Source organism: Bacillus sp. SN32 (assembly GCF_002837495.1).
In the GTDB taxonomy this organism is placed as follows: Bacteria; Bacillota; Bacilli; order Bacillales; family Bacillaceae; genus Bacillus; species Bacillus subtilis.
This window is the reverse complement of the sequence record NZ_PJCT01000001.1, coordinates 382,841-403,658: the sequence shown is the minus strand read 5'-3', so window position 1 is coordinate 403,658 and position 20,818 is coordinate 382,841. Positions and strand designations below refer to the sequence as shown.

24 protein-coding genes are annotated in these 20,818 nt (G+C 42.8%); 6 read left to right on the top strand and 18 right to left on the bottom strand.

What is annotated here, in order from left to right; all coding sequences use genetic code 11:
• Window positions 1-5: 5 nt before the first annotated feature.
• Together CW370_RS21155 and CW370_RS02265 are read right to left on the bottom strand one after the other, a co-directional pair.
• Entirely contained in the window at window positions 6-152 is a 147-nt protein-coding gene (locus CW370_RS21155; RefSeq protein ID WP_122894618.1) for a hypothetical protein, read from the bottom strand.
• Between the two features lie 100 nt (window positions 153-252).
• Window positions 253-1,203 (bottom strand): ring-cleaving dioxygenase, encoded by a 951-nt coding sequence (locus CW370_RS02265; RefSeq protein ID WP_024573023.1) that lies wholly within the window; start codon window positions 1,201-1,203, stop codon window positions 253-255.
• A gap of 387 nt (window positions 1,204-1,590) precedes the next feature.
• Here CW370_RS02265 and steT point away from each other — a divergent pair, with 387 nt between their 5' ends.
• The 6 genes from steT to spoIISC all read left to right on the top strand — a co-directional run bounded on the left by steT (window position 1,591) and on the right by spoIISC (window position 6,078).
• Window positions 1,591-2,907 (top strand): serine/threonine exchanger, encoded by a 1,317-nt coding sequence (gene steT / locus CW370_RS02260; RefSeq protein WP_024573024.1) that lies wholly within the window; start codon window positions 1,591-1,593, stop codon window positions 2,905-2,907.
• 275 nt (window positions 2,908-3,182) lie between these two features.
• On the top strand, window positions 3,183-3,800 hold the full coding sequence (locus CW370_RS02255) for a DUF47 domain-containing protein (protein WP_003218470.1): 618 nt from the start codon (window positions 3,183-3,185) through the stop codon (window positions 3,798-3,800).
• 12 nt (window positions 3,801-3,812) lie between these two features.
• A complete protein-coding gene (locus tag CW370_RS02250; protein ID WP_029946430.1) occupies window positions 3,813-4,814 on the top strand; it encodes an inorganic phosphate transporter in 1,002 nt (333 codons plus the stop codon).
• 109 nt (window positions 4,815-4,923) lie between these two features.
• Window positions 4,924-5,670 carry a toxin-antitoxin-antitoxin system toxin SpoIISA gene (gene spoIISA, locus CW370_RS02245; protein WP_017695117.1) on the top strand — a complete coding sequence of 249 codons (747 nt, stop codon included), beginning with the start codon at window positions 4,924-4,926 and terminating at the stop codon, window positions 5,668-5,670.
• Window positions 5,670-5,840, top strand: coding sequence for a three component toxin-antitoxin-antitoxin system antitoxin SpoIISB (gene spoIISB, locus CW370_RS02240; RefSeq protein WP_003232646.1), 171 nt, complete (start codon window positions 5,670-5,672; stop codon window positions 5,838-5,840). Before spoIISA ends, spoIISB begins: the two co-directional genes overlap by 1 nt.
• An 85-nt stretch (window positions 5,841-5,925) precedes the next feature.
• The gene (gene spoIISC / locus CW370_RS21150; RefSeq protein WP_131228329.1) at window positions 5,926-6,078 is read left to right on the top strand and encodes a three component toxin-antitoxin-antitoxin system antitoxin SpoIISC; all 153 of its coding nucleotides are present in this window, start codon (window positions 5,926-5,928) and stop codon (window positions 6,076-6,078) included.
• Here the strand turns inward: spoIISC and CW370_RS02235 are convergent.
• The 16 genes from CW370_RS02235 to CW370_RS02160 all read right to left on the bottom strand — a co-directional run bounded on the left by CW370_RS02235 (window position 6,075) and on the right by CW370_RS02160 (window position 20,811).
• Window positions 6,075-7,166 carry an acyltransferase family protein gene (locus CW370_RS02235; protein WP_024571643.1) on the bottom strand — a complete coding sequence of 364 codons (1,092 nt, stop codon included), beginning with the start codon at window positions 7,164-7,166 and terminating at the stop codon, window positions 6,075-6,077. The two genes, spoIISC and CW370_RS02235, sit on opposite strands and share 4 nt — an antisense overlap.
• A 76-nt stretch (window positions 7,167-7,242) precedes the next feature.
• Window positions 7,243-8,139 (bottom strand): N-acetylmuramoyl-L-alanine amidase, encoded by an 897-nt coding sequence (locus tag CW370_RS02230; RefSeq protein WP_101169465.1) that lies wholly within the window; start codon window positions 8,137-8,139, stop codon window positions 7,243-7,245.
• Window positions 8,140-8,151: 12 nt separating this feature from the next.
• Entirely contained in the window at window positions 8,152-8,415 is a 264-nt protein-coding gene (locus tag CW370_RS02225; RefSeq protein WP_003232653.1) for a phage holin, read from the bottom strand.
• A 12-nt stretch (window positions 8,416-8,427) separates the two neighbouring features.
• Complete coding sequence (locus CW370_RS02220; RefSeq protein ID WP_003232655.1) at window positions 8,428-8,697, bottom strand: hemolysin XhlA family protein; 270 nt, start codon at window positions 8,695-8,697, stop codon at window positions 8,428-8,430.
• Between the two features lie 52 nt (window positions 8,698-8,749).
• Entirely contained in the window at window positions 8,750-9,589 is an 840-nt protein-coding gene (gene xepA, locus CW370_RS02215) for a phage-like element PBSX protein XepA (protein WP_024573160.1), read from the bottom strand.
• A 43-nt stretch (window positions 9,590-9,632) separates the two neighbouring features.
• Window positions 9,633-9,797, bottom strand: coding sequence for an XkdX family protein (locus CW370_RS02210; RefSeq protein ID WP_024573159.1), 165 nt, complete (start codon window positions 9,795-9,797; stop codon window positions 9,633-9,635).
• A complete protein-coding gene (locus CW370_RS02205; protein WP_024573158.1) occupies window positions 9,794-10,123 on the bottom strand; it encodes an XkdW family protein in 330 nt (109 codons plus the stop codon). Before CW370_RS02205 ends, CW370_RS02210 begins: the two co-directional genes overlap by 4 nt.
• 11 nt (window positions 10,124-10,134) lie before the next feature.
• Window positions 10,135-12,246, bottom strand: coding sequence for a terminase (locus CW370_RS21795; RefSeq protein ID WP_024573157.1), 2,112 nt, complete (start codon window positions 12,244-12,246; stop codon window positions 10,135-10,137).
• 2 nt (window positions 12,247-12,248) lie between these two features.
• Window positions 12,249-12,521: a hypothetical protein gene (locus CW370_RS02195; protein ID WP_015715738.1), complete on the bottom strand. Its 273-nt coding sequence runs from the start codon at window positions 12,519-12,521 to the stop codon at window positions 12,249-12,251.
• On the bottom strand, window positions 12,518-13,096 hold the full coding sequence (locus tag CW370_RS02190; RefSeq protein ID WP_024573156.1) for a YmfQ family protein: 579 nt from the start codon (window positions 13,094-13,096) through the stop codon (window positions 12,518-12,520). The genes CW370_RS02195 and CW370_RS02190 overlap by 4 nt, the downstream gene beginning before the upstream one ends.
• On the bottom strand, window positions 13,080-14,126 hold the full coding sequence (locus CW370_RS02185) for a baseplate J/gp47 family protein (protein ID WP_024573155.1): 1,047 nt from the start codon (window positions 14,124-14,126) through the stop codon (window positions 13,080-13,082). Before CW370_RS02185 ends, CW370_RS02190 begins: the two co-directional genes overlap by 17 nt.
• Entirely contained in the window at window positions 14,119-14,544 is a 426-nt protein-coding gene (locus CW370_RS02180) for a DUF2634 domain-containing protein (protein WP_024573154.1), read from the bottom strand. The genes CW370_RS02185 and CW370_RS02180 overlap by 8 nt, the downstream gene beginning before the upstream one ends.
• Window positions 14,545-14,601: 57 nt before the next feature.
• On the bottom strand, window positions 14,602-14,868 hold the full coding sequence (locus tag CW370_RS02175; RefSeq protein ID WP_003244812.1) for a DUF2577 family protein: 267 nt from the start codon (window positions 14,866-14,868) through the stop codon (window positions 14,602-14,604).
• Window positions 14,868-15,845 carry a phage-like element PBSX protein XkdQ gene (locus CW370_RS02170; RefSeq protein ID WP_003245730.1) on the bottom strand — a complete coding sequence of 326 codons (978 nt, stop codon included), beginning with the start codon at window positions 15,843-15,845 and terminating at the stop codon, window positions 14,868-14,870. Before CW370_RS02170 ends, CW370_RS02175 begins: the two co-directional genes overlap by 1 nt.
• 15 nt (window positions 15,846-15,860) lie before the next feature.
• Window positions 15,861-16,520: a LysM peptidoglycan-binding domain-containing protein gene (locus tag CW370_RS02165; protein WP_024572673.1), complete on the bottom strand. Its 660-nt coding sequence runs from the start codon at window positions 16,518-16,520 to the stop codon at window positions 15,861-15,863.
• Window positions 16,513-20,811 (bottom strand): transglycosylase SLT domain-containing protein, encoded by a 4,299-nt coding sequence (locus tag CW370_RS02160; protein ID WP_101169464.1) that lies wholly within the window; start codon window positions 20,809-20,811, stop codon window positions 16,513-16,515. Before CW370_RS02160 ends, CW370_RS02165 begins: the two co-directional genes overlap by 8 nt.
• Between the last annotated feature and the right edge of the window lie 7 nt (window positions 20,812-20,818).

Below are 20,818 nucleotides of genomic sequence, written 5' to 3'. Positions count from 1 at the left end.
ATTTTTCACTCCTTTTTGTCTAACTTGGGAATAGTGTAACAAGCAAATATGAATAAACTATTAATAAACAAAGACAATATTTTTGCCGAGGCCATTCCATACCAATCACCCATATTTGCAAAGGGTTTTAAGCCATTTCTCCCAATCAGCATCTGATATTTCCTCCCTAATAAGGCATGCTGTTTAGGTCAAAATTAATTATGGTAATAAAAAAAGCCCTCCGGCGGCGCCGGAAGGCAAATGAATCACAATTTATTGGATCGGTTTCAATTTCGCTTCAATTTCAGCTCTTCGATGCTCAAGATACGGCGGAAGAGCGATCGTTTGGCCAAGCTCATCAAGATTTTCATCTACCATAAAGCCCGGTCCGTCTGTTGATAACTCGAACAAAATGCCGTTCGGTTCTCTGAAATACAGCGCCTTGAAATAGTAGCGCTCCACAATGCCGGAATTGCTAAAGCCTTCCCGGCTAATGATCCGGTGCCACCCGGCAAGTTCTTCTTCATCTCTTACCCGAAATGCAACGTGGTGAACACTCCCTTTGCCTTGACGCTCGCGCGGAAGATCGTTTCTTTCTATTAAATGGATTTCCGTTGCAGCACCGCCTTCTCCTGATTCCAGAATAACGGCGGTTCCTTGCCCTTCGACTGGTTCACGGCTGATTTCTGTAAATCCAAGAATATTCGTCAATACGTGTAAGGTTGGTTCAGCATATGGCACAGTCAGTTCAATCGGCCCTAACCCGCGAAACGAAAATTCTTCCGGAATGCCGCTCTGTTTAACAGGCAGGCCATATCCTTTTCCTTCCTCATCAGCAGTCAGCACAAGTCGCTGCCCTTCATGATCTTGAAATGCCAATATGTCACGTCCAGCTCTTTTGGAGATACCGCTGTGCGTTACTTGCTGCGCTTCAAAACGTTCTTTCCAGTAATGCAGGGCTTCTGTGCTTGGAACGCGCAATCCAATAGAAGAAATACTGTTTGTTCCTGCATGAAACGGTGCAATGCGGGGAATCTCGAAAAACGTCAGCTCAGTTCCCGGGTTTGCCACTTCATCTCCGTAGAACAGATGGTACATTGTCGGATCATCCTGATTGACGGATTTTTTCACGAGCTTTAATCCTAATACTTTCTTATAGAAATCCAAGTTTTTTTGTGCGTCGGCCGTTAATGCCGATACGTGGTGAATGCCGTTAACTTTCATATGTGTCCCTCCAGGTTATTTTATCTCGATTTCGAGATATCATATCATAATTGTATATTTATTGTTCTAATAACAAAGTATTTTATTCGCATGAGAAAGTCAACATATCAGCTTCACCGAAGGTTCGTTCATTTTCTGAATTCTCACCTCCCCTCTGTACCGGCTAAAATCCTAATACATAAAACACGAACTTTACAAATAAAAATCACGAAGTTTATTCGTTTATAGATTGTTAAAACAGGCGTTTTTACAGTTTTATTTGCTGTACACAAAGCAAATTTCGAAAATCAGAAAATTTATTTTATTTCACTTTTCTAAAATAGGGTTTACAATATGAAAAAATAGATTCTTCAACATGAAGCTTCAACATCATAGGAGGTTAAGGACATGCATACTGAAGACAACGGTTTGAAAAAAGAGATAGGCCTCTTGTTTGCCCTTACTCTTGTCATCGGAACCATTATCGGTTCTGGTGTTTTTATGAAGCCCGGCGCTGTGCTTGCTTATTCAGGTGATTCAAAAACGGCGCTTTTCGCCTGGCTGTTAGGCGGTATTTTAACACTGGCGGGCGGTTTGACAATCGCGGAAATCGGAACGCAGATTCCAAAAACCGGCGGGCTTTATACGTACCTTGAAGAAGTGTACGGCGAGTTTTGGGGATTTTTGTGCGGCTGGGTGCAGATTATCATTTACGGCCCGGCGATTATCGGCGCGCTGGGTTTATATTTTGGATCTTTAATGGCGAATCTTTTCGGCTGGGGATCTGGACTATCAAAAGTCATTGGAATTATAGCAGTTCTCTTTTTATGCGTCATTAATATTATCGGTACAAAATACGGCGGTTTTGTCCAAACGCTGACAACGATCGGAAAACTGATTCCGATTGCCTGCATCATCATCTTTGGCCTTTGGAAAGGCGATCAGCACATCTTCACAGTAGTAAACGAAAGCATTTCTGATATGAACTTCGGGGCGGCTATTTTAGCTACGTTGTTTGCTTATGACGGATGGATTCTCCTTGCCGCTCTCGGCGGAGAAATGAAAAATCCCGAAAAGCTGCTGCCACGCGCTATGACGGGCGGATTATTAATTGTAACGGCGATCTATATTTTCATTAATTTTGCATTGCTTCACATCCTGTCAGCGAACGAAATTGTCACGCTTGGTGAAAATGCGACAAGCACCGCTGCAACCATGCTGTTCGGTTCAATTGGCGGAAAGCTGATCAGTGTAGGGATTATCGTCAGCATCTTTGGGTGCTTAAATGGAAAGGTGCTTTCTTTCCCGCGTGTTTCATTTGCAATGGCGGAACGCAAACAGCTTCCATTTGCTGAAAAACTGTCACATGTACACCCGTCGTTCCGCACACCATGGATTGCGATTTCTTTTCAAATTGCTTTGGCTTTGATTATGATGCTGATCAGCAACCCTGATAAGCTCTCAGAAATCTCCATTTTCATGATCTACATTTTTTATGTGATGGCCTTTTTTGCAGTGTTTATTCTCCGCAAGCGAGCAAAGGGAGAAAAGCGCGTCTACAGTGTTCCGCTTTATCCATTTATGCCAATTCTGGCAATCGCGGGCTCCTTCTTTGTGTTAGGCAGCACACTCATTACAGATACAATGAGCTGCGGATTATCCATCCTCATCGGCCTTGCCGGACTGCCTGTCTATTACGGGATGAAAAAACGAAAAGCAAGCTGATAAAACGGTTCCCTTGTTTAGGGAACCGTTTTTTGGTGAAACAGAAGATAAAAGTTGACAGGAAAAACACAACTTTTGATATACTTTTTACGTTAAGCAGAAAGTTTTTGCAAACTTGGGTCGTTTTTTTAAAGCGAAGTAGGTCAAAATAAGGAGACACGATTTATCAAAAAAGTCAAGATACGTTTTTTTCGACTTTACCTGTTTTTTTTCGACAAAAGGCTATATAATAATTTGATGTGTGCATTGTTCATTCAAACTATGGAGGGTTTTTAATGATAAGAAGAAAAAAAGATAAGTTCTCACTCCTTTTAACAGAAATTGCAAAGAACATAGACGAAACTGCAGAATATTTTGTGAATTTTAAGGTCACTAACCAAACGACTCTTAAAGAATTTGCAGATACGTTAAAGGAATATGAAACAAAAGGTGACAATCATGTTCATGTCATGATTAAAGAGCTTAACAAAGCGTTCATCACTCCTATTGAGCGCGAAGATATCCTTCAGCTGACAAACAGCTTGGATGATGTGCTTGACGGAATCGAACATTTCTCTGCCATGATGGAGATTTTCTCAATTACTTCATCAGACGAGCATATTGATAAATTCAGCGGATATATCAGAGAATGCGCGAAAGAGATTTTGATTACGATCGAGCTGCTGGCAGAAAATCGCTTAAAGGATATTCAGCCTCACGCAATCAAAATTAAAGAGTATGAGCACAGTTGTGACAACTTGCACAGAAAATCATTAAAGAATCTTTTCGGAAATGAAACAGATCCAATCAAAGTCATTCAATATCGTGAAATATACGAAACGCTTGAAGAAATCGCCGACTCTTGTCAAAGTGTTGCCAATAATCTTGAAACCATCATTATGAAAAACGCGTAACGAGGGGTAAAAATGGATATTCTATTAATATTAACGATACTAATAGTCATTTGTGCTCTGGCGTTTGATTTCATCAACGGGTTTCATGATACGGCAAACGCAATTGCGACTTCGGTATCAACAAAAGCGTTAAAACCACGCCATGCCATTATATTGGCTGCTGTGATGAACTTTGTCGGAGCAATGACGTTTACAGGTGTTGCCAAAACCATTACGAAAGACATCGTAGATCCTTATACGCTGGAAAATGGCTCTGTTGTCATTTTGGCTGCGCTACTCGCTGCAATTGCCTGGAACCTTATCACATGGTACTACGGTATCCCAAGCAGCTCATCCCATGCCATCATCGGCGCTATTGCCGGTGCAGCCATTGCGGCAGCCGGATTTGCAGCGTTAAACTATAAGGGCTTCATTAAAATCATTGAAGCACTGATTCTATCACCAATTATTGCCTTTGTCCTTGGTTTTATTCTTTATAGCATCGTTAAGCTGATTTTCAAAGACAGCAACTTGGCGAAAACGAATAAGCAATTCCGCAGAGTGCAGATTATAACAGCTGCCCTGCAATCGTATACACACGGAACAAACGATGCGCAAAAAGCAATGGGAATTATCACAATGGCTCTCATCACAGCGAATTTACATACTTCTGCTAATGATATTCCTACCTGGGTGCAATTCGCCTGCGCGACAGCCATGGGTCTCGGAACATCAATCGGCGGCTGGAAAATCATCAAAACCGTTGGCGGAAAGATCATGAAAATCCGTCCGGTAAACGGTGTTTCCGCTGACTTAACCGGAGCAGCCATTATTTTCGGCGCCACGTTTATTCATTTGCCGGTCAGTACAACCCACGTCATTTCTTCATCAATTCTTGGCGTCGGTGCGTCCCACCGCGTAAAAGGCGTAAACTGGGGTACGGCCAAGCGAATGCTCATTACATGGGTCATCACGCTTCCGATTTCAGCGACACTTGGTGCCATCGCCTACTTTATTTTAAATATGATATTTTAATGTCACACCGCTTCTGTCAAAGGAGCGGTTTTTTTGATGGAACAGGAAAACCATCCGGATCTCTCGAATACAATAAGCAGAACCTATTTCAGATGTGAGGGATTCGAATATGGTTTTATTCTTTCAGATCATGGTCTGGTGCATCGTGGCCGGACTGGGGTTATACGTATATGCCACGTGGCGTTTCGAAGCGAAGGTCAAAGAAAAAATGTCCGCCATCCGGAAAACTTGGTATTTGCTGTTTGTTCTGGGCGCTATGGTATACTGGACATATGAGCCCACTTCCCTATTTACCCACTGGAAACGGTATCTCATTGTCGCAGTCAGTTTTGCTTTGATTGATGCTTTTATCTTCTTAAGTGCATACGTCAAAAAACTGGCCGGCAGCGAGCTTGAAACAGACACAAGAGAAATTCTTGAAGAAAACAACGAAATGCTCCACATGTATCTCAATCGGCTGAAAACATACCAATACCTATTGAAAAACGAACCGATCCATGTTTATTATGGAAGTATAGATGCTTATGCTGAAGGTATTGATAAACTGCTGAAAACCTATGCTGATAAAATGAACTTAACGGCTTCTCTTTGCCACTATTCGACACAGGCTGATAAAGACCGGTTAACCGAGCATATGGATGATCCGGCAGATGTACAAACACGGCTCGATCGAAAGGATGTTTATTACGACCAATACGGAAAAGTGGTTCTCATCCCTTTTACCATCGAGACACAGAACTATGTCATCAAGCTGACGTCTGACAGCATTGTCACGGAATTTGATTATTTGCTATTTACGTCATTAACGAGCATATATGATTTGGTGCTGCCAATTGAGGAGGAAGGTGAAGGATAATGGAACGTGCGTTTCAAAACAGATGCGAGCCCAGAGCGGCGAAGCCGTTTAAAATCCTGAAAAAACGTTCAACTACCAGTGTCGCAAGCTATCAAGTCAGTCCGCATACAGCAAGAATCTTCAAAGAAAACGAACGGCTGATTGACGAGTATAAACGAAAAAAAGCATGATCACACTAAAAGGACAAGGGAAAACAGCTCTTGTCCTTATTCCTTTTCTTAAAGGGTGACATATAATAAATACAAACAGAGGATAATGTCAGGTGATACAGTGAAAAAATTGGTGAGGCGTGTGAAGTTTGTTGATTACGGAAGGTTTGGGCTTTCCGGGTACTCGCTTCGGGTGAGGGAGCGCAGTGCCATGGTAATGAAACAGCTAAAAAAACGAACAAAAAAAAGCGACAATTAAACAATATGTCGCTTTTTATATTCATCATTTTTATCTGTTTCATTAAAAAGCCTTGCGTACATGATTTCTAAATACTTCATTGGATGGATTATATATTTCACAATTCTGTTAAATGCTCGCGATCCCAAAATAGACGTTACTCCTAATGCCATCGTAAAACATAATACTAATCGAGTATCAGGGTTTTGCTCATTTAACCAGCTGTTATGCGTAAATAACGGGAAGACAAAGATCATATGAAATAAAAAGATCGCTAGTGAGTGTTCTCCCCATTGGGTTAATTTGTTTTTGCCAGCACCAACTGCATTTAATAATAAGAAAATGCCTAACACTGCTAAAGAATAATGAAAGAATACAATAGCAGTATAACTGTGATTCTCTATATGGAATTTTTGATAGCCAAGAAAACCAAAAAACAGCTGATCAAATTTATCATGATGAAAGTCTAATATGATGAATATCAATGCAGAGACAGCTAAAGTGGAAAACAATTTAAACTTAAATTTGTCTAATAAACTATATATTTTACTCATCAGACCACTTGAACAATAAAAACCAGCCAAGAAAAATGGAAGAAAAACAAAAGTCCTTAATATAGAAAGCGTTTGTGTATGCATATTGCTATAGTATATTTTGATAAATTCTATTATCTCATCTGCGTAAAACCTGGAAAAAAAGCTTGCAACCAGCAATAAAATCAACAATGTCGATTTTATGACATTTCTGCCGTTTATTTTCTTGAGAATGATAGCTAATGCATACCAGCTGCAGAGACTGACAATATACCACAAATGAGTATGCGGTCTTCCGTAAGTAAATTGAATAACAGAAAAGTTACCTGCGTAGTAACGGTACACACAGTAAAAGGTTTGAAAAATAACGTATAACAGAATGAGATTAATAACTTTTTTGATTGATGGCCTTTTGGAAAAATAACCATTTAAAAAAATAAAAGCAGGCATATGGAATGAATAAATGAATTCAATCATATTTTCCAGCCCGCTTTTACTAACACCCAGCAAATGGGCAAATACAACCAGAAATATCAATACACCTTTGACATTATTTAATTTAATATCTTTTTGCACAGTAAGACCACCCATAAATACAAAATTCGTCATTTTCAGTATGGTTTTACTAGCTGAAGATGTCAATGTTTTCTTTCTACATAACTAATAAGGCACGGATTTTCTCCCTAGTCGGAGGCCCGTAGATACCGTCAGCAGTTAAACCGTTAACAGACTGAAAACGGGCAACTGCGTCAGCTGTTTTCGGTCCGTAAACGCCGTCAATTCCGTTGTTAACAGCGCCTTTATCAGGGTAAAAATACAGAGCCGCAAGTGCTCGTTGCACCTGAAAGACGTGTTCTCCTGATGTATAAGGTGTTGTCAATTGAATGATACCATCAGGGAGCGGATAGAGCTCGGGTTTTTCAGCAGCCGATGGAGCACTTACAATTAATACTTGACCAACGCGAATAAGATTCGGGTCTTCGATATTGTTCCACTCTTGCAGCTGAGCAACCGTAACACCAAATGCTCTCGCTATGGATGTAAGCGTGTCGCCCTGTTTCACGACGTAAGTTTGGCTGCCGCCTCCCCCAATTCCTGCTTTGAACGAATCCCACGTATCTAACAATTTTCGCGGACATTCCTTCCCTGACCAATACTTATGAGGGACGACATTGGCGAGACTGATATTATGTTGAGCCATTAATGTTTTGATGAGCCACTGGGCATTTGCTGTTGCTTTTGCAAAATCGCCATCGGCATTTTCGCAAATTTCAATTCCAATAGAAGCCCGGTTGCCGCTGCCATTTCCGTCTCCCGCATGCCAGCCGTTTTCATTTAAAGGCAGATGCTGATAAATTTCTGTATCATCAACTGTAAAATGCCAGCTTGTCGTCGTATCAGGATTTTTCAAATAGCGGGCATGCGCTGCAGCATCTGCTCCTACTGCGGTATTCGCTGTGTTGTGCACCGTAATGTAAAGCGGCGTCATTGCGTAGCCTGGACGGTTATTTGCGCCAACCGGAATAAAGTCTTGAATAATGTTAACCATTTTCATCTCTCCTTATTTCGTCAGATTATTGTCCCTTAACAAGTCGCGCTGTTTTTTCCCTTTTTCTGTTACATAGTTGTTTTTAAACCAAGCGGCAAGTGTCGTTCCAATTGTAAATGCGATGGAACCGGCTGAATAAAGAGCGTCAGCGAGCTGATTGACCTGCTCCTCCTGAATGTCCAATGGTGATTTGCCGAGCATCAGCATGGTCTGGTTGATTAAAGCAATTAAAAGAAGCACCGTCCTGATGACCGTGCCCTTGTCAAACGTGTTCATAAAAATCCCCCTTTAATGCTGCAGCAGGCTGTACATAATGGCGATGGCTCCGCCAATGATGCCTGTAGACACTGCTGTAATGATGGCACCTGTGATGGTGCGTTTAATCCACGTGGTGTTTTCTTCAATTTTGTTTAATTTTTCGTTCAGCGTCATGATTTGCTGGTCTTGCCGGTCAGACACGCGTTCTAATGCGGAAACCCTCTGCTCAAGTGCTTTGTGCTCGCCTTTCATGTCTGCTAAATCCTGCTGAAACACATTCACGTCTGCCTCTTGCTGCATCTCTCACTCCTCCTTCACATGCAGATCACCTCCCTTCCGAGGGCCGAGACTATTATGAAACCGCGGTCCCTTTTACCGAAAGAGTACCGCCGGTGATACTGATAATCTCCATGATGATCTCCTTAAACCCTTTAATATCAAAGGCCCATGCCTCAGCTTTTCCTAATGTACTGGAGGCAGTGGTAGCATCATCAGTTTTCACGCCTCTGATCGGCAGTTTCTGTCCTGACACCGATTTGCCCCAAAATTTGACTTCGCTCATTTCTGCTGTGCCGTAGACTTCAACGAGTAAATGCGCGGCACCGTCAACAGGTAAAGCAGCCCCCTCGCCGGCGGACTCTGCATTTTCATGAAAGACAAAGTCAAATGTTTTGCGAGCCTCGACTTTCAGCCGTCCATCGTGTGTTTGATTCTCCGCAAAGTCAATCTGTAAAGGCGTTTTTTCATTGACACGCACATCCATCTCACCCGCACCGACTGATTGGTATAATACAAACTCAGATTGCTGAAGATTCCCGTTCACATAGCGGAAACGGTAATAGCGTTTAGAAAGATATACCCAGTCCGTCGCTGTCAGGACGCCTGCTGCGACATTAACTGCTGCTGTCGTTGTCCAAACATTGTTGTTGTCGCTTTCTTCTATAAAGAGCGTACCTTCACGATCTGCATACGCCCAGCCCTTCACTTTCGAAATCAGAACTGCGCCAAGCCTGTCCTGCCCGAGCTGACTGTATGCCTCAGTCGCCTTTAAAGCAGCATTTGTTAAAATCTCCGCTACGCCTGACAAATTCGAAACAGGTGTCACAAAATCATTTTTTCCTCCTCGATAGGGCTTTACAGCGCCGGCTTTTCCAGCCATATCGAGAGGAAATTCATATTGATACTTCACCATCTTCATCCTCCTTTGATCTAAAAACAGGCAAAATAAAAAAGCCTTACATGGCTTTACCGGTAATTTCTTTATACTGGTCAGCTGTGATCATCTTTTTGTTCACACCCTCTGCCAGATCCTCAATTGAACAGTCTTTATATGCTAATGCTTGTTTTACCATATCTGCTGTCGCCCACTCATAATAAAGGGCTAGCACCCAATAATTCATTCGGCAAGATCTCCTTTCAAGGAAAGTAATGATAGCTTTATATCTGACAACTCGCTTCCCAAAGTTTTGTTCAGCTCTTCAAGCTGCTTGCGTGCCAGCTTTTCTTGTGACAATTCTTGAGCGAGAAGCTCCACCTGATCAGGCGGCTCGTACGGCGGATTTTTTTGCAGCTCTTCCCACCAGGTTTCGAGTTCTTTTTGTGTTGGGATTGGGGCGCGCAGGTTCCATTTTTCAATGTAAGAACCATTGCCGTCATTGCGCAGCTCAAAATCCTTTCTTGGCACAGCGTCAGGGTATTTGTACATGATTGCGTCGTATAATATCATTTTTGCACCTCCTACCGTGCAGGATAATTTCGGCCGCCAATTTCTGTTATATCAAAATAGTTATACCAGCCTAAACTATCTGTGATATAGCGTTGTGTCTGCCCGTTATATCCGACATATAAATAAATCTCAATATAGTCTCCCTTGTTGACAGATACTGTTGCTGCACCATATATACCTATATTAATGTTTGTATTATCTTCGGGATTCGAAGGGCTTATTCTATAATGCGCGATGTTTTTATATCTACTCCCATTTACATATATAGAAGTTTCATAGTTTGCATATTCTAGATAATTTTCTATATATATACCAGCATTGACTAAATACATTCCGTCATTTGGTGCAATAAAACGGTTGTTTGTAGGGTCGAAGCAATTATGGCTGTCTTTTATTTTCCTATTATAATTAACTTTTTGAGACTCGCCTTTTATTAACAACTGTTTTCCAGTAGTACCAATATTCGCGTGAGCAAATCCAGAAATTTTCTGCCATGCCGTCCATCCTGAATCTGCCCACCAATGGCGGATCCAAGAACCTGTGTTAAAATAGGAGCTAGATTCATTTCCAGTTCCATAAAAATATTGAGAAAATCTATAATTACTGTGTTTTTCATTTTTTACAATTCCATAGGTAAGCGGGTATCCTGTTGTATTATTTGCTCCTATATCCATAAAAGTCAGCCCAGCTGGATACTCATTACCGCTTGTTCTAGCGTCTTGAATTGCATTGGATCCTGTAAGAACTGTTAATTTATTATTCGTATAATTAGAGTCAACATAGTTTTTAGCATCAGCTAATGCTTTATCTGCTTTAGCCTGAGCGCTGGTTTCAGTTTCAACCTTGTTCCATCCTTGCCATGCAACAGTACTTCCATCATAATAATTCGTAAAAACGTTGTTTCTGTAATCGGTAGCTAAGACCCAACCAAACATACCTTTCCCCTCAGTTGATTGGCTAGTCAAATGAAATACTCCTCTTATTGAAAATGGGGATGGAGCGTTTACAGCTTTTCCATGTGCATAAAATGTGCCCATACCTCTACCTTGATCAATTATTTTTTGAAGAATGTCCTCTCCTTCGTTTGCTGCAATGGACACCCCTCCTATATCACTTGTTATTTTAGTAAGCTGAGCTCCATTCCATTTACTTCTCTCAACAGATGTAATGTGTATTGCTGAGTCCTTAGCATGATTAGATACCTTTTCCTCTGCCCCAGCAGTTGTCTCTAATTCAACCCAATCTGACCAGGCTCCTCCTGAGATCGTCTTTCGATACGTTTTATTTGTATTGTCAAAAGCGATAATTTGCCCGTAATTTCCAGTCGCATTAATTGTCCATATGCCCCTGACTGAAGTGCCGGGGCCGTTTAGTGTATTTGGTGCAGAAGCAAAATGAACCAATCCAGTGTTCTGTGGAACAATTTTATGAAAATCATCTGTTTCGCTTAAGTATAGTTTTCCTTGACCGTTGTCTGCAGTAATTTTAAAAAGCTGGCTGTTATTCCACTTGTCTTTTTCTGCTTGTGTGACATGTATGTCTGAAATGTCTGCATGAGCGTTCACTTTTGTTTGAGCGCCCTCTGTCGTCTCCAATTCAACCCAATTTGACCAGATACCGTTTAAGAGAGTTTTACGAAAAGTTTTATTATCATTTGTCACCACAATTACATGACCATTTAATTTGCTGTCGCTGCAAGTCCAAAATCCTCTTCCTGAGCCGCCTGGTGAATTTAGAGGCATGCCAGTATAAGAAAAATAAGTCAATGTAGGATAGTTCAACAGTTCCGTATGGAAATCACTCGTGATATTGAACATAGGCTGTCCATCATCTTTTGTAATCTTAGATAATTGACCTTTGTTCCATTTCTCTCGCTCTTCCTCTGTAACATGCCGCACCTGATCTTGCTCATGCTTGTCAAAATCCTTCTTCGCCGCCTGTTGCACATTGTCCACATTCCCCAGCCCGATTTGCGCCTTTGTTGTGTTGTGGGGGTTGTTCATGTCGTTTTTGTGGGCAGCCATGTCTGTGTGGGCGTCTTTTATGCCTTTTTCCCAGCGGTTGACGTCATCTTCGTTGATGGGGTCGTCCGGAAGCCAGTCTGTTTTTTCTTCGTATGCCATGTTTACACCACCTCAAAAGTAAATCTGAAATCAAGTGTTCTGTTTTCGCTGACGTCCAGGTCAGTCTTTCTCTCTGTGATGATGTTGCCCAGCTCGTCAAAAATTTGTACCGTTTCGATATGCTTAATGTCTTCCTCACGTTTTGTCAGAACGGTGACGGTCGCACCGTCAATGGCGAGCTCTACTATTTCTGTTTTTTGGCCGTTGAGCAGCACGTGATCGATTCTGCTTTTTAGATCAGCCGCTGTACGTTCTCTGTATATGGTTGAAATCAAGTTAAAACCACCTCATTGTTGTTAAGAGTGACAGAATAACCGACCTTGAGTTCACTGGCCGTTCGGTATCTGCGGTGATTCAGGATGACTGTATCTTTGATTTGCAGCGTCTCATTCAATCCGCCTCTGAGCGTATACGCCAAATGAGCGGGTTTCATGTTTTCTATGGCTTCGATCAGCTCATTCATGTGCTGGAGGTCATCAACATTGATATCGACGTTAAATCGGTATTCGCCGGGAAGCAGGCGGACCTGTGCAGACGGTTTTTTCAAGAAACGGTTTACCGCCTGCTCAATGGCCCTGTATGTGATTGGCGGGATGTTCGACATTTTGGAAATGAGCCGCAATCGTCTGATCTCATCAGTGTCGCCTGATTCCCGCGGGACGTTTAAAATTTTTTCCCAGCGGCTGAGTCCCCAAGTCGCCGTCGGTACGAATAACTGATCCGTCAGATCAAATATGCTGTCATTTTGTTTATCAAACTCAGGCGCTTCCGCTTTCAGCAGCTCAGCCATTTCTTTAAGGCTGGTGAGAAACGGCGGCAGATAAGCTGTCATGTCATCTTGTTTGCTCAATAATCTTCACCTGCCCAAGCTTAGGAATTTCCACGTTGCTCAGCACCAGATTTTCAGACGTGCCGTTGATTTGAATATTGGAGTAGTCACTGACTGATGGTGAATTATAGACGATATTGTTAATTTGAGAAAGGCGGATAACGTTGTCTTCAAACGCCATTTTTTTAAAGAGGTTTAAAACGCCTTCCTCAATTTCCGACTTCACTTCATCAATTGAGTGATTGATCTCAGGCAGCACTTCGGCAGAAATCTCAACTTCCTTCCAGACCGCGCTTTCCACCGTGACAACGGCTCCGATTGGCGCCTGTCCCTCTCCCTGTCCTGGTTCAGGGTCGATATAATCTTTCACTTTTTGAATTAAAATAGGAGAAGCGGGCTCAAGATTCGCATTGGTGACGACAATTTTGACCGTGCCTTCACCGTTCCAAAGCGGGAAGATCTTTGCCTTTCCCACACCGTCCACTTCCTCAGCCCACTCTTTATAATGCATTTTATTGGCACTGACGGCCTCACGCCGAACCCTTGTAAAATACCGTTCTCGCAAGCTGTCATCTCCCTCTTCCTCGCGCCCCGGAATCAGGATTTCTTTGACAATGGCCGTTTCTAAACCGGGAATGGTATCCAATGACAGTAAATTGCGTCCGGTCAGATTGGCGTTTCCCGCTTCACCAGGTGTTTCACAGATGAGCGTCCCGTCTGCCGTATATTGAAAATAAAGATTATCCACGTAAAAGCGGGAGCCGACAGGAATAGTAACTCCAGATGTAAACTCTCCCGCTCTGACCGCCTTTGTCGCGGCTGTCCGTTCAATTCCCGCTTCCGCTGCACGCCTGTCTAAAAATTCGCCTTGTGCGGTATCAGAAAAAACTAGCTCAAGCACAGTATCCAGCCATATATAAGACTTCGCAAGCTCGGCCGCCGCCGGGGCTAATGCATTATAAATGACGCTGCCTTCTCTTGTGTCAATATCTGCGGAAATGCTGTTCAGCATACGCTCCATAATCGCTTCAAAAGTCTGATCTTCAAACATCTTCGCCAATCACCTCCTCAATCTCAAGCGTTCCTTCATCCGTCTCCACCACGAAGGACACATGAAACGCGTCGCCTTGTTTTTCAATCTCAAAATCTGTTACAGCCGATATCCGGTCATCATAAACCAGCGCCTCTTCTATCAGTCTCGGAATCTCCATCTTTTTATACGCATCAGTCGTCTCATGATCTGTCAGCACGTCCTGAAGCTCGTTTCCGACATTATGGCTGTATATGGAATATGCATAGCGTTCTGTCTGTAAGGCGATATACACGAACTGCCTGATCGCTTCAAGCCCGGTAATCAGCTCATTCGTAATTCTTCCGTTTTCAAAATCTATTTTGTACGTTTGCGAGGTTTCAATGACTTCGCTCTCATCTTCAATATCTTCAAACTCCACTTCTGGTGTCAGGGCCATGATGCCCACTCCTTTTACATGCTAAATAAAAACCCCTTCGTACTGAAGCGGTTTTGTCTATACCTTATCTAAAATAAAAAACGATTGCCCGCCAGTCAGAGCCGCGGTCATGAGGCGATCCCCCGGTTCGAGTGCATCGTCTCCTCCGGACTGCATTCGTTTTGGGATAATGATGGCGTCTTCCGGTATGATCAGTTTGCTGTTTTCTTTTAATTTGATTTCCACAGGAGAAACCGAAACGACTTCAGCCGGGAGCAGTTCTACCGGAGACTCAGCGTCAACTGCGCCGACTGCCAAATGTTTTATAGCCTCACTTAATCTCATCAGGAAACTCCTTCCGGCATCGTATTCTTTTCGACAACATCGATAGTCATCGTATGTTTCGTTCCTTTAAATTCATGCCGGTCCGTATCTACCCAATAGGTTTTCTTGATGCCGGCCTCCGGAATCGAAATATATACAGGCAAGCCGCTCTGCACTTCCGGGATGCCCACTGCCTGAATATTTTTCAGTTCTTTTTTCACGCCCTTTTTTTCAGCAAGACGTACATCTGCCCGCTGCTGAAGCTGTGCCTGGTTGATGTCATCTGTGACCGTTTCCGTATATTGAAGCACACCGTATTTATTTAAGCCTGAACTGTCCTTGGCAGAGGCTTTATATGTCTTATTGTCCTTCTGCCGGCGAAGCACCACCCGAGTAGCAGTGTCGTTTATAGAAGTGCTGTATTGGTAGCCCGTGATATTGACGCCCGTTTCAAGCACCCATACCTCTGACGGATCTGGCCAAGCGCGCAGACCGAGCTTTCCTTTTTCCGAATACAGCTGGTAATGTCGTCCTGTCTGGCTTTTCGTCTGTTTCAGCGCTTTTAATATGATGTCATACAATGTCGTATCATTTTTAATGACAAGACTTTTGATCGTATGGCCTGTGTTTGCGATCGAGGTTGTCGGTATCTGGAAGTCACTAGCAATCCTTCTGATGATCTGGTCAGCCCGCTGATTGGAAAACACGTACATATCCTGGTTTTTGACCAGGTACTGAAGCATGTCATAAGCGCTGAAGGCAAGCGTATGCTCGTCCGGGGTTCTTGCAAAAACAATGCCCCGAAACAGCTCTTTTCCCTTCCATTTAAACAAGACCGTATCTCCTTCTGAGACACTGTAATACGTCTGGTCGCCCTGTTTGGTGACGATGGTCGCTTCAATGGAGCGCGGCGCCTGATAACGATGGCCCTCAAGCGATACGCTTTCAGCAACCAGCTCAAGCCACTCTGTGTCTTTAATGACGAACAGTTCTATCATCATACATCACCTGTTTCATTGCGGTATCTTTAATTTTTGGCCGGGAAAAATCCAGTGACCCGGCTGCCTGATGTTCCGTTTGCTTCGTTTGATCATTGATGTTTTATTGGCGTTCCAAATTTTGCGCCATTGAGTGCTGTTCCCGTAAAATCTGCCTGCAATATCCCATAGCGTGTCTCCCTTTTTCACTGTGTACGTCTTCGGCGCAGACTTCGACGGACGTTTTGCCTTTGTTTTTTTCTTCTGCTTGATTTTCCGCGGGGAAGCGGTTTTGTATTCTTTTAATTGAATATCAAAGGTGCGATCACCTATATCCTGCTGGCCTTCGCTATAGGAAAAACCTTCAATGCTGCAAGTCAGATTCACTTTAGTTCCCGTAATCAAAAACTGGACCGGTTTTTTTGCCTTCATCCATTTCTCAATTTTTGTTATCGCATTTTCCGGCGACGGGAAGTTTTGATATTCAGCTATCGGACTGTATTTCTTCGGAAAAAACGAAGAAAACGAAATTTCTTTCGCTCCCTGTTCGTCAATAAATGTAAGGTCACCGAACTTGGCTACTTTAACCGTCTCATTCTGAACCGTATTTGAAATATTCAGCTGGTCGGGAAGAACGGGGAGCCGCAACTTGTCCTTCCCTTGTGAAATCCAAAATTCATATACGGATTTAGTCAAATGCAACGACTCCCTTCGTTCCAATATTGATATCCTTTTGTAGTTCATCTATAAGCGCCTGCTTGATTTTCGCTGCAAGGCTTTCAGCGTCCTGTCCATTATGGAAGTGCTGGTCTCCGTTAAACTCAATCTTTATTTCTTTCGTTCCGGCTGTTTGTATCGTTTGCCGTGTACCGGATGTAACAGCGGAAACTTGTCCTGAAGAAAGCTCAGACTGCTGAGATTGAGACGGATCTGTCACTTCCATTCCCAGAGCTTGCGCAGCTCTCTGAAGGAGGTAGCGGCCGCGGATACCTCGCTCCTCCGGAATGATCCATTCCCGCTTGTTTCCTTCTCCGACACGGGCAATTTGTTCTTTTGTAATCAGCCCGCCGTTCGCGTAACCGACATACGGTCCGCCATGATTCAGGCTTTTAATACCCGGCACATTGTCAATAGAGCCGTATCTGCTTTTGATGTAGCCGATTGCGGCAGCAGCGTTATGAATCGGGTTTCTAATGTTACCCATGCCTGGCGCTTTGTGTGCGTTAAAAGTGGTTGGTACTGTCTGCATGAGCCCTTGGGATGGATTGCCTGCCTTCGCGTTACTATCCCACAGGTTAATGGCGTTAGGGTTGCCTCCTGATTCAAACTTTGCAATTGTCATCAATCCCGGAAGCCAGCTTAATGGTGTTTTTGTGGCCATCATTGCAGCCATAAGCCACTGCTTCACATTTCCACCTACTGCACCCATTCCGGAATAAGCAGCTGCCAGTGATCTAGCTTGCTTTTCAGCATATTTTTTCACATCGACAGAATCCAGACCTTTTACAACACCAACGGAGGCAAAACGCCCTAAGCTCATCATGACACGAGAAGGTGAATGGATATCTAGCTCCTCACGGAAAGCTTTCTCGACTTTTTTTGCTAGTTCCTTGGCAGCTTCATGAACTTCACTTGCTTTTGAAGTCATGCCTGAAACAAAATTCCCGATCATTCCGGTTCCCCAACCGTTTGATGATTCTTTAGACTTTAAAAACGGCTTATTCACATGAGTATTTACATACTGATCAGTGCCAGTTTGTGAACTATTTTGACCGGAAGCAAACCCTTTGATCGTACCAGTTCCCCATGAAGAGGATTTATTTACAGTGTTCTGGAATGGTGTTTTGACTTTCGTCTGCAAGAAGCCATCTGTTCCGGTTGCCGTACTGTTCTGGCCGTTAGCATAACCATTGACCACTTGTTTTCCGTAATTCGGAGAGTAAGAGATCAAGTTTTTCATAGGCTGTCCAACATTTTTCTGTTTCCAAGCGTCCATAGAAACGACATTATCCCCAATACCTTGATCAAAGCCCTGCGTGAACTTTTGACCAAAAGAAGCAGCCTGTTCATTAAGGCTCGAGGTGTCAACGGTAGGAGATACTGTAGCAGAAACTGTTGATCCGCCGGCTAATGGAGAAACAGCAGCTTCTCCACCTGCAGATGAAGCAGAAGCCATGTCATCAACAACGCTCATCCCTAGTTTAGAAGCGGCCTGAGAAAGAAGCATTTTACCGCGACCCTTGTTGTTATCAACAGGGATCACAAACTCCTTGCCCGCTTCACCAATCCATGAAATGGTTGGTTTCGTAATATAGCCGCCCGTCGCTTTCCTTTCAAGGACGCTTTTTTGTTTAGGAAAAACACTTGTTGGCCCTGATGATTGCGACTGAACAAGACCAGCAATTCCTCCACCACCGCTAGTATTTTTACCAGATGAAGACTTACCGGATTTCTTTGTTGTCAATCCCGTAGCTTCCTCGCCTCTCCCTATGATATTGCCTATGATCTCCCCTCCAGCGTCAGCTAGTCCTTTTAGCTTAATGACCCACCAGAAGGTCTTTTCAAACTTCCTCTTAATTCCGTCAGCAATATCACCTAATGGATCACCAACATTTTCACGGAACCAAGTTTCAACGTCTTTCCATGCGTCTGTCACTGCGGTTTTTGCCGATTCAAATTTTTCCGAAATGGATTTTTTGGCATCCTCCACTTTTGAAACAATTGGATTCCAAACATTTTCACTGAACCAAGCCGAAACAGCACTCCATTTATCAGATATCCACGTCCATGCTTCGTTAAGCTTTGTCCAGATCCAGTTTGCCACATTAGTGACAGCATCACTTACCGGCGTCCACACATTTTCCATAAACCAAGTGGAGACTGTAGACCATAAATCCGAAATAAATGTCCATGCTTCGTTGATCTTCGTCCAAATCCAATTTGCTACGTTACTAACTGCGGTACTGATCGGATTCCAAACGTTGTCATAAAACCAAGTTGCCACCTGAAGCCATTTTAATTGGATCCAGATTCGTGCATAATCAATATGTGCTTGGATCCAGCCAGCCACAGTTGCCACTGCGTTACTAATTGGATTCCAGACATTATCCATGAACCAGGTTGAGACAGTGGACCATGTATCTGAGATCCAAGTCCAAGCATCATTTATTTTTGTCCAAATCCAATCAGCAGCATCGGTGACACCGTCAACTAATGGATTCCAGACATTATCCATGAACCAAGTTGAGACAATCTTCCAGAGTGCTTGGATACCATCCCAAGCAAATAGAAAGGCACCTACTACTAAATTTATAATCGGAACTGCCGTGTTATAAATAGGTGTCCACACGTTATCCACAAACCAGGATGATACGTCATTCCAGGTATCAGTCAGCCATTTCTTAGCATCCTCGAATTTGTCAGTGATCTTATCAATCTTATCGCCGGCCCAATCACTAACAGGGGTCCAGACATTATCCATAAACCAATCTGAGAAATCAGACCAAGTATCCTCGATCCAATCAACGGCTTTTCCTGCACCGTCCTGAATTCCATCCCATGCTTTAGAAGCGCCGCCATCATCAAACCATTTGCCAATGGATGATCCTAAATCTGAACCCCCGATGCCGCCTGCAATACTACCGACAACGCCGCCGACAGCAGTGCCAACAACGGGGACGACAGAACCAATGGCTGCACCCGCGGCTCCTCCTGCAGCAGCTCCGCCAAGATTCCCGGCAAAGGAACCAACTTTCTCACCTGCATTTTCTTTGTTCATCCCGAGTAAGTCGGTTGCCGCTAATGCAGTTCCCAAAAGAGGGATACCTTTCGCAAATTTCCCCAAACCTTTTAAAGGCGTTAAAACTTTCCCCCATTTTGATGAGTCGGTGGCAGCGGACCTCATACCTCCGAACCAGTTTCTGAACTTAGAACCAGAATTTCTTCCGCTTGTGGCATTTTCTCCTGATGTACCGCTCTGACGTCTTCGTAATACCTCGCCTGGAACTCTCAGTGTTCGTCCTTTAGTCCTTGCACTTGTCGGACTTTTTCTTTTTTTATATCTTTTGTTGACTTTGCTTCCAGAGCTATTACCTCCGCACCCACAGCAGCAGCAACAGCATCTCTGCCCGGTGTTGCGTTTATTAACTTTCTCATTACTCTGCGTATTCCCAGGCGCAGTATTTGCTTCATTATCATTTTTTTTCAATCCAGGAATTTTTTCAAATAACGAGTCAAGAATCGTTTCTATCACTTTATCTTTAAAAGCTGTTCCGAAGTCTTCTAATGTTTGCATAAACCAATTCTTTTTTTCTTCCGGTTTCTTCTCGTTGATCTTATCAGCAGCTAATTTTTCTTTAGCGATAATATTAACTGTATATGTTTTTTCAAAATCTCTTAAAAGTGCTGTAATTCGATTAACGGTTTTTGTTATTTCATCAATCACTTTTAATTTAACTATATATGTTTTTTCAAAATCTCCTAAAAGGGCTGTAATTCGATTAACAGTTTTTGTTATTTCATCAATCACTTTTAATTTAACTGAATATCCATTTTTAAGGTTCTTTTGCAAATATCCCAATATTCGTTTTGTAGCTGGGGTGATTTGATCATTGACGAAAAAACCGACTGAAAACTGATTTCCGCTCAACATTTTTCTTATTTTTTTATAAGCATCTGTTACATGTTCAATTAGACTTACAGTAATATTTCTTTCTATTGGGAGCCGTTTCAGCTTATGCTCAATAACATTAAGTCCGGCAGTAGCCTGATCATCAAGAACCACTTTAACTTCAAGTGATTTTGCGAATTTCAAAACAATATAGTCATTGATCTTTCTCAATCTGTAAAAGGCTTGATCCTCTGCCTTAATACTGATTTTGATTTGTCGATTAATGGTTTTCACCTTTTTTTCGACCATTTGAAACCCTTTATGAATTCGTTTTAACTTTTTAGAAACTTTATCTTCCAGGTCAAAACGAGCTGTCAATTTAGCG

What these genes read in the sequence shown, in the direction of transcription:
- CW370_RS21155 (WP_122894618.1), bottom strand. Translation starts at nt 152, where the DNA reads ATGCTGATTGGGAGAAATGGCTTAAAACCCTTTGCAAATATGGGTGAT.
- CW370_RS02265 (WP_024573023.1), bottom strand. Translation starts at nt 1,203, where the DNA reads ATGAAAGTTAACGGCATTCACCACGTATCGGCATTAACGGCCGACGCA.
- steT (WP_024573024.1), top strand. Translation starts at nt 1,591, where the DNA reads ATGCATACTGAAGACAACGGTTTGAAAAAAGAGATAGGCCTCTTGTTT.
- CW370_RS02255 (WP_003218470.1), top strand. Translation starts at nt 3,183, where the DNA reads ATGATAAGAAGAAAAAAAGATAAGTTCTCACTCCTTTTAACAGAAATT.
- CW370_RS02250 (WP_029946430.1), top strand. Translation starts at nt 3,813, where the DNA reads ATGGATATTCTATTAATATTAACGATACTAATAGTCATTTGTGCTCTG.
- spoIISA (WP_017695117.1), top strand. Translation starts at nt 4,924, where the DNA reads ATGGTTTTATTCTTTCAGATCATGGTCTGGTGCATCGTGGCCGGACTG.
- spoIISB (WP_003232646.1), top strand. Translation starts at nt 5,670, where the DNA reads ATGGAACGTGCGTTTCAAAACAGATGCGAGCCCAGAGCGGCGAAGCCG.
- spoIISC (WP_131228329.1), top strand. Translation starts at nt 5,926, where the DNA reads ATGTCAGGTGATACAGTGAAAAAATTGGTGAGGCGTGTGAAGTTTGTT.
- CW370_RS02230 (WP_101169465.1), bottom strand. Translation starts at nt 8,139, where the DNA reads ATGGTTAACATTATTCAAGACTTTATTCCGGTTGGCGCAAATAACCGT.
- CW370_RS02225 (WP_003232653.1), bottom strand. Translation starts at nt 8,415, where the DNA reads ATGAACACGTTTGACAAGGGCACGGTCATCAGGACGGTGCTTCTTTTA.
- CW370_RS02220 (WP_003232655.1), bottom strand. Translation starts at nt 8,697, where the DNA reads ATGCAGCAAGAGGCAGACGTGAATGTGTTTCAGCAGGATTTAGCAGAC.
- xepA (WP_024573160.1), bottom strand. Translation starts at nt 9,589, where the DNA reads ATGGTGAAGTATCAATATGAATTTCCTCTCGATATGGCTGGAAAAGCC.
- CW370_RS02210 (WP_024573159.1), bottom strand. Translation starts at nt 9,797, where the DNA reads ATGAATTATTGGGTGCTAGCCCTTTATTATGAGTGGGCGACAGCAGAT.
- CW370_RS02205 (WP_024573158.1), bottom strand. Translation starts at nt 10,123, where the DNA reads ATGATATTATACGACGCAATCATGTACAAATACCCTGACGCTGTGCCA.
- CW370_RS21795 (WP_024573157.1), bottom strand. Translation starts at nt 12,246, where the DNA reads ATGGCATACGAAGAAAAAACAGACTGGCTTCCGGACGACCCCATCAAC.
- CW370_RS02185 (WP_024573155.1), bottom strand. Translation starts at nt 14,126, where the DNA reads ATGTTTGAAGATCAGACTTTTGAAGCGATTATGGAGCGTATGCTGAAC.
- CW370_RS02180 (WP_024573154.1), bottom strand. Translation starts at nt 14,544, where the DNA reads ATGGCCCTGACACCAGAAGTGGAGTTTGAAGATATTGAAGATGAGAGC.
- CW370_RS02175 (WP_003244812.1), bottom strand. Translation starts at nt 14,868, where the DNA reads ATGAGATTAAGTGAGGCTATAAAACATTTGGCAGTCGGCGCAGTTGAC.
- CW370_RS02170 (WP_003245730.1), bottom strand. Translation starts at nt 15,845, where the DNA reads ATGATAGAACTGTTCGTCATTAAAGACACAGAGTGGCTTGAGCTGGTT.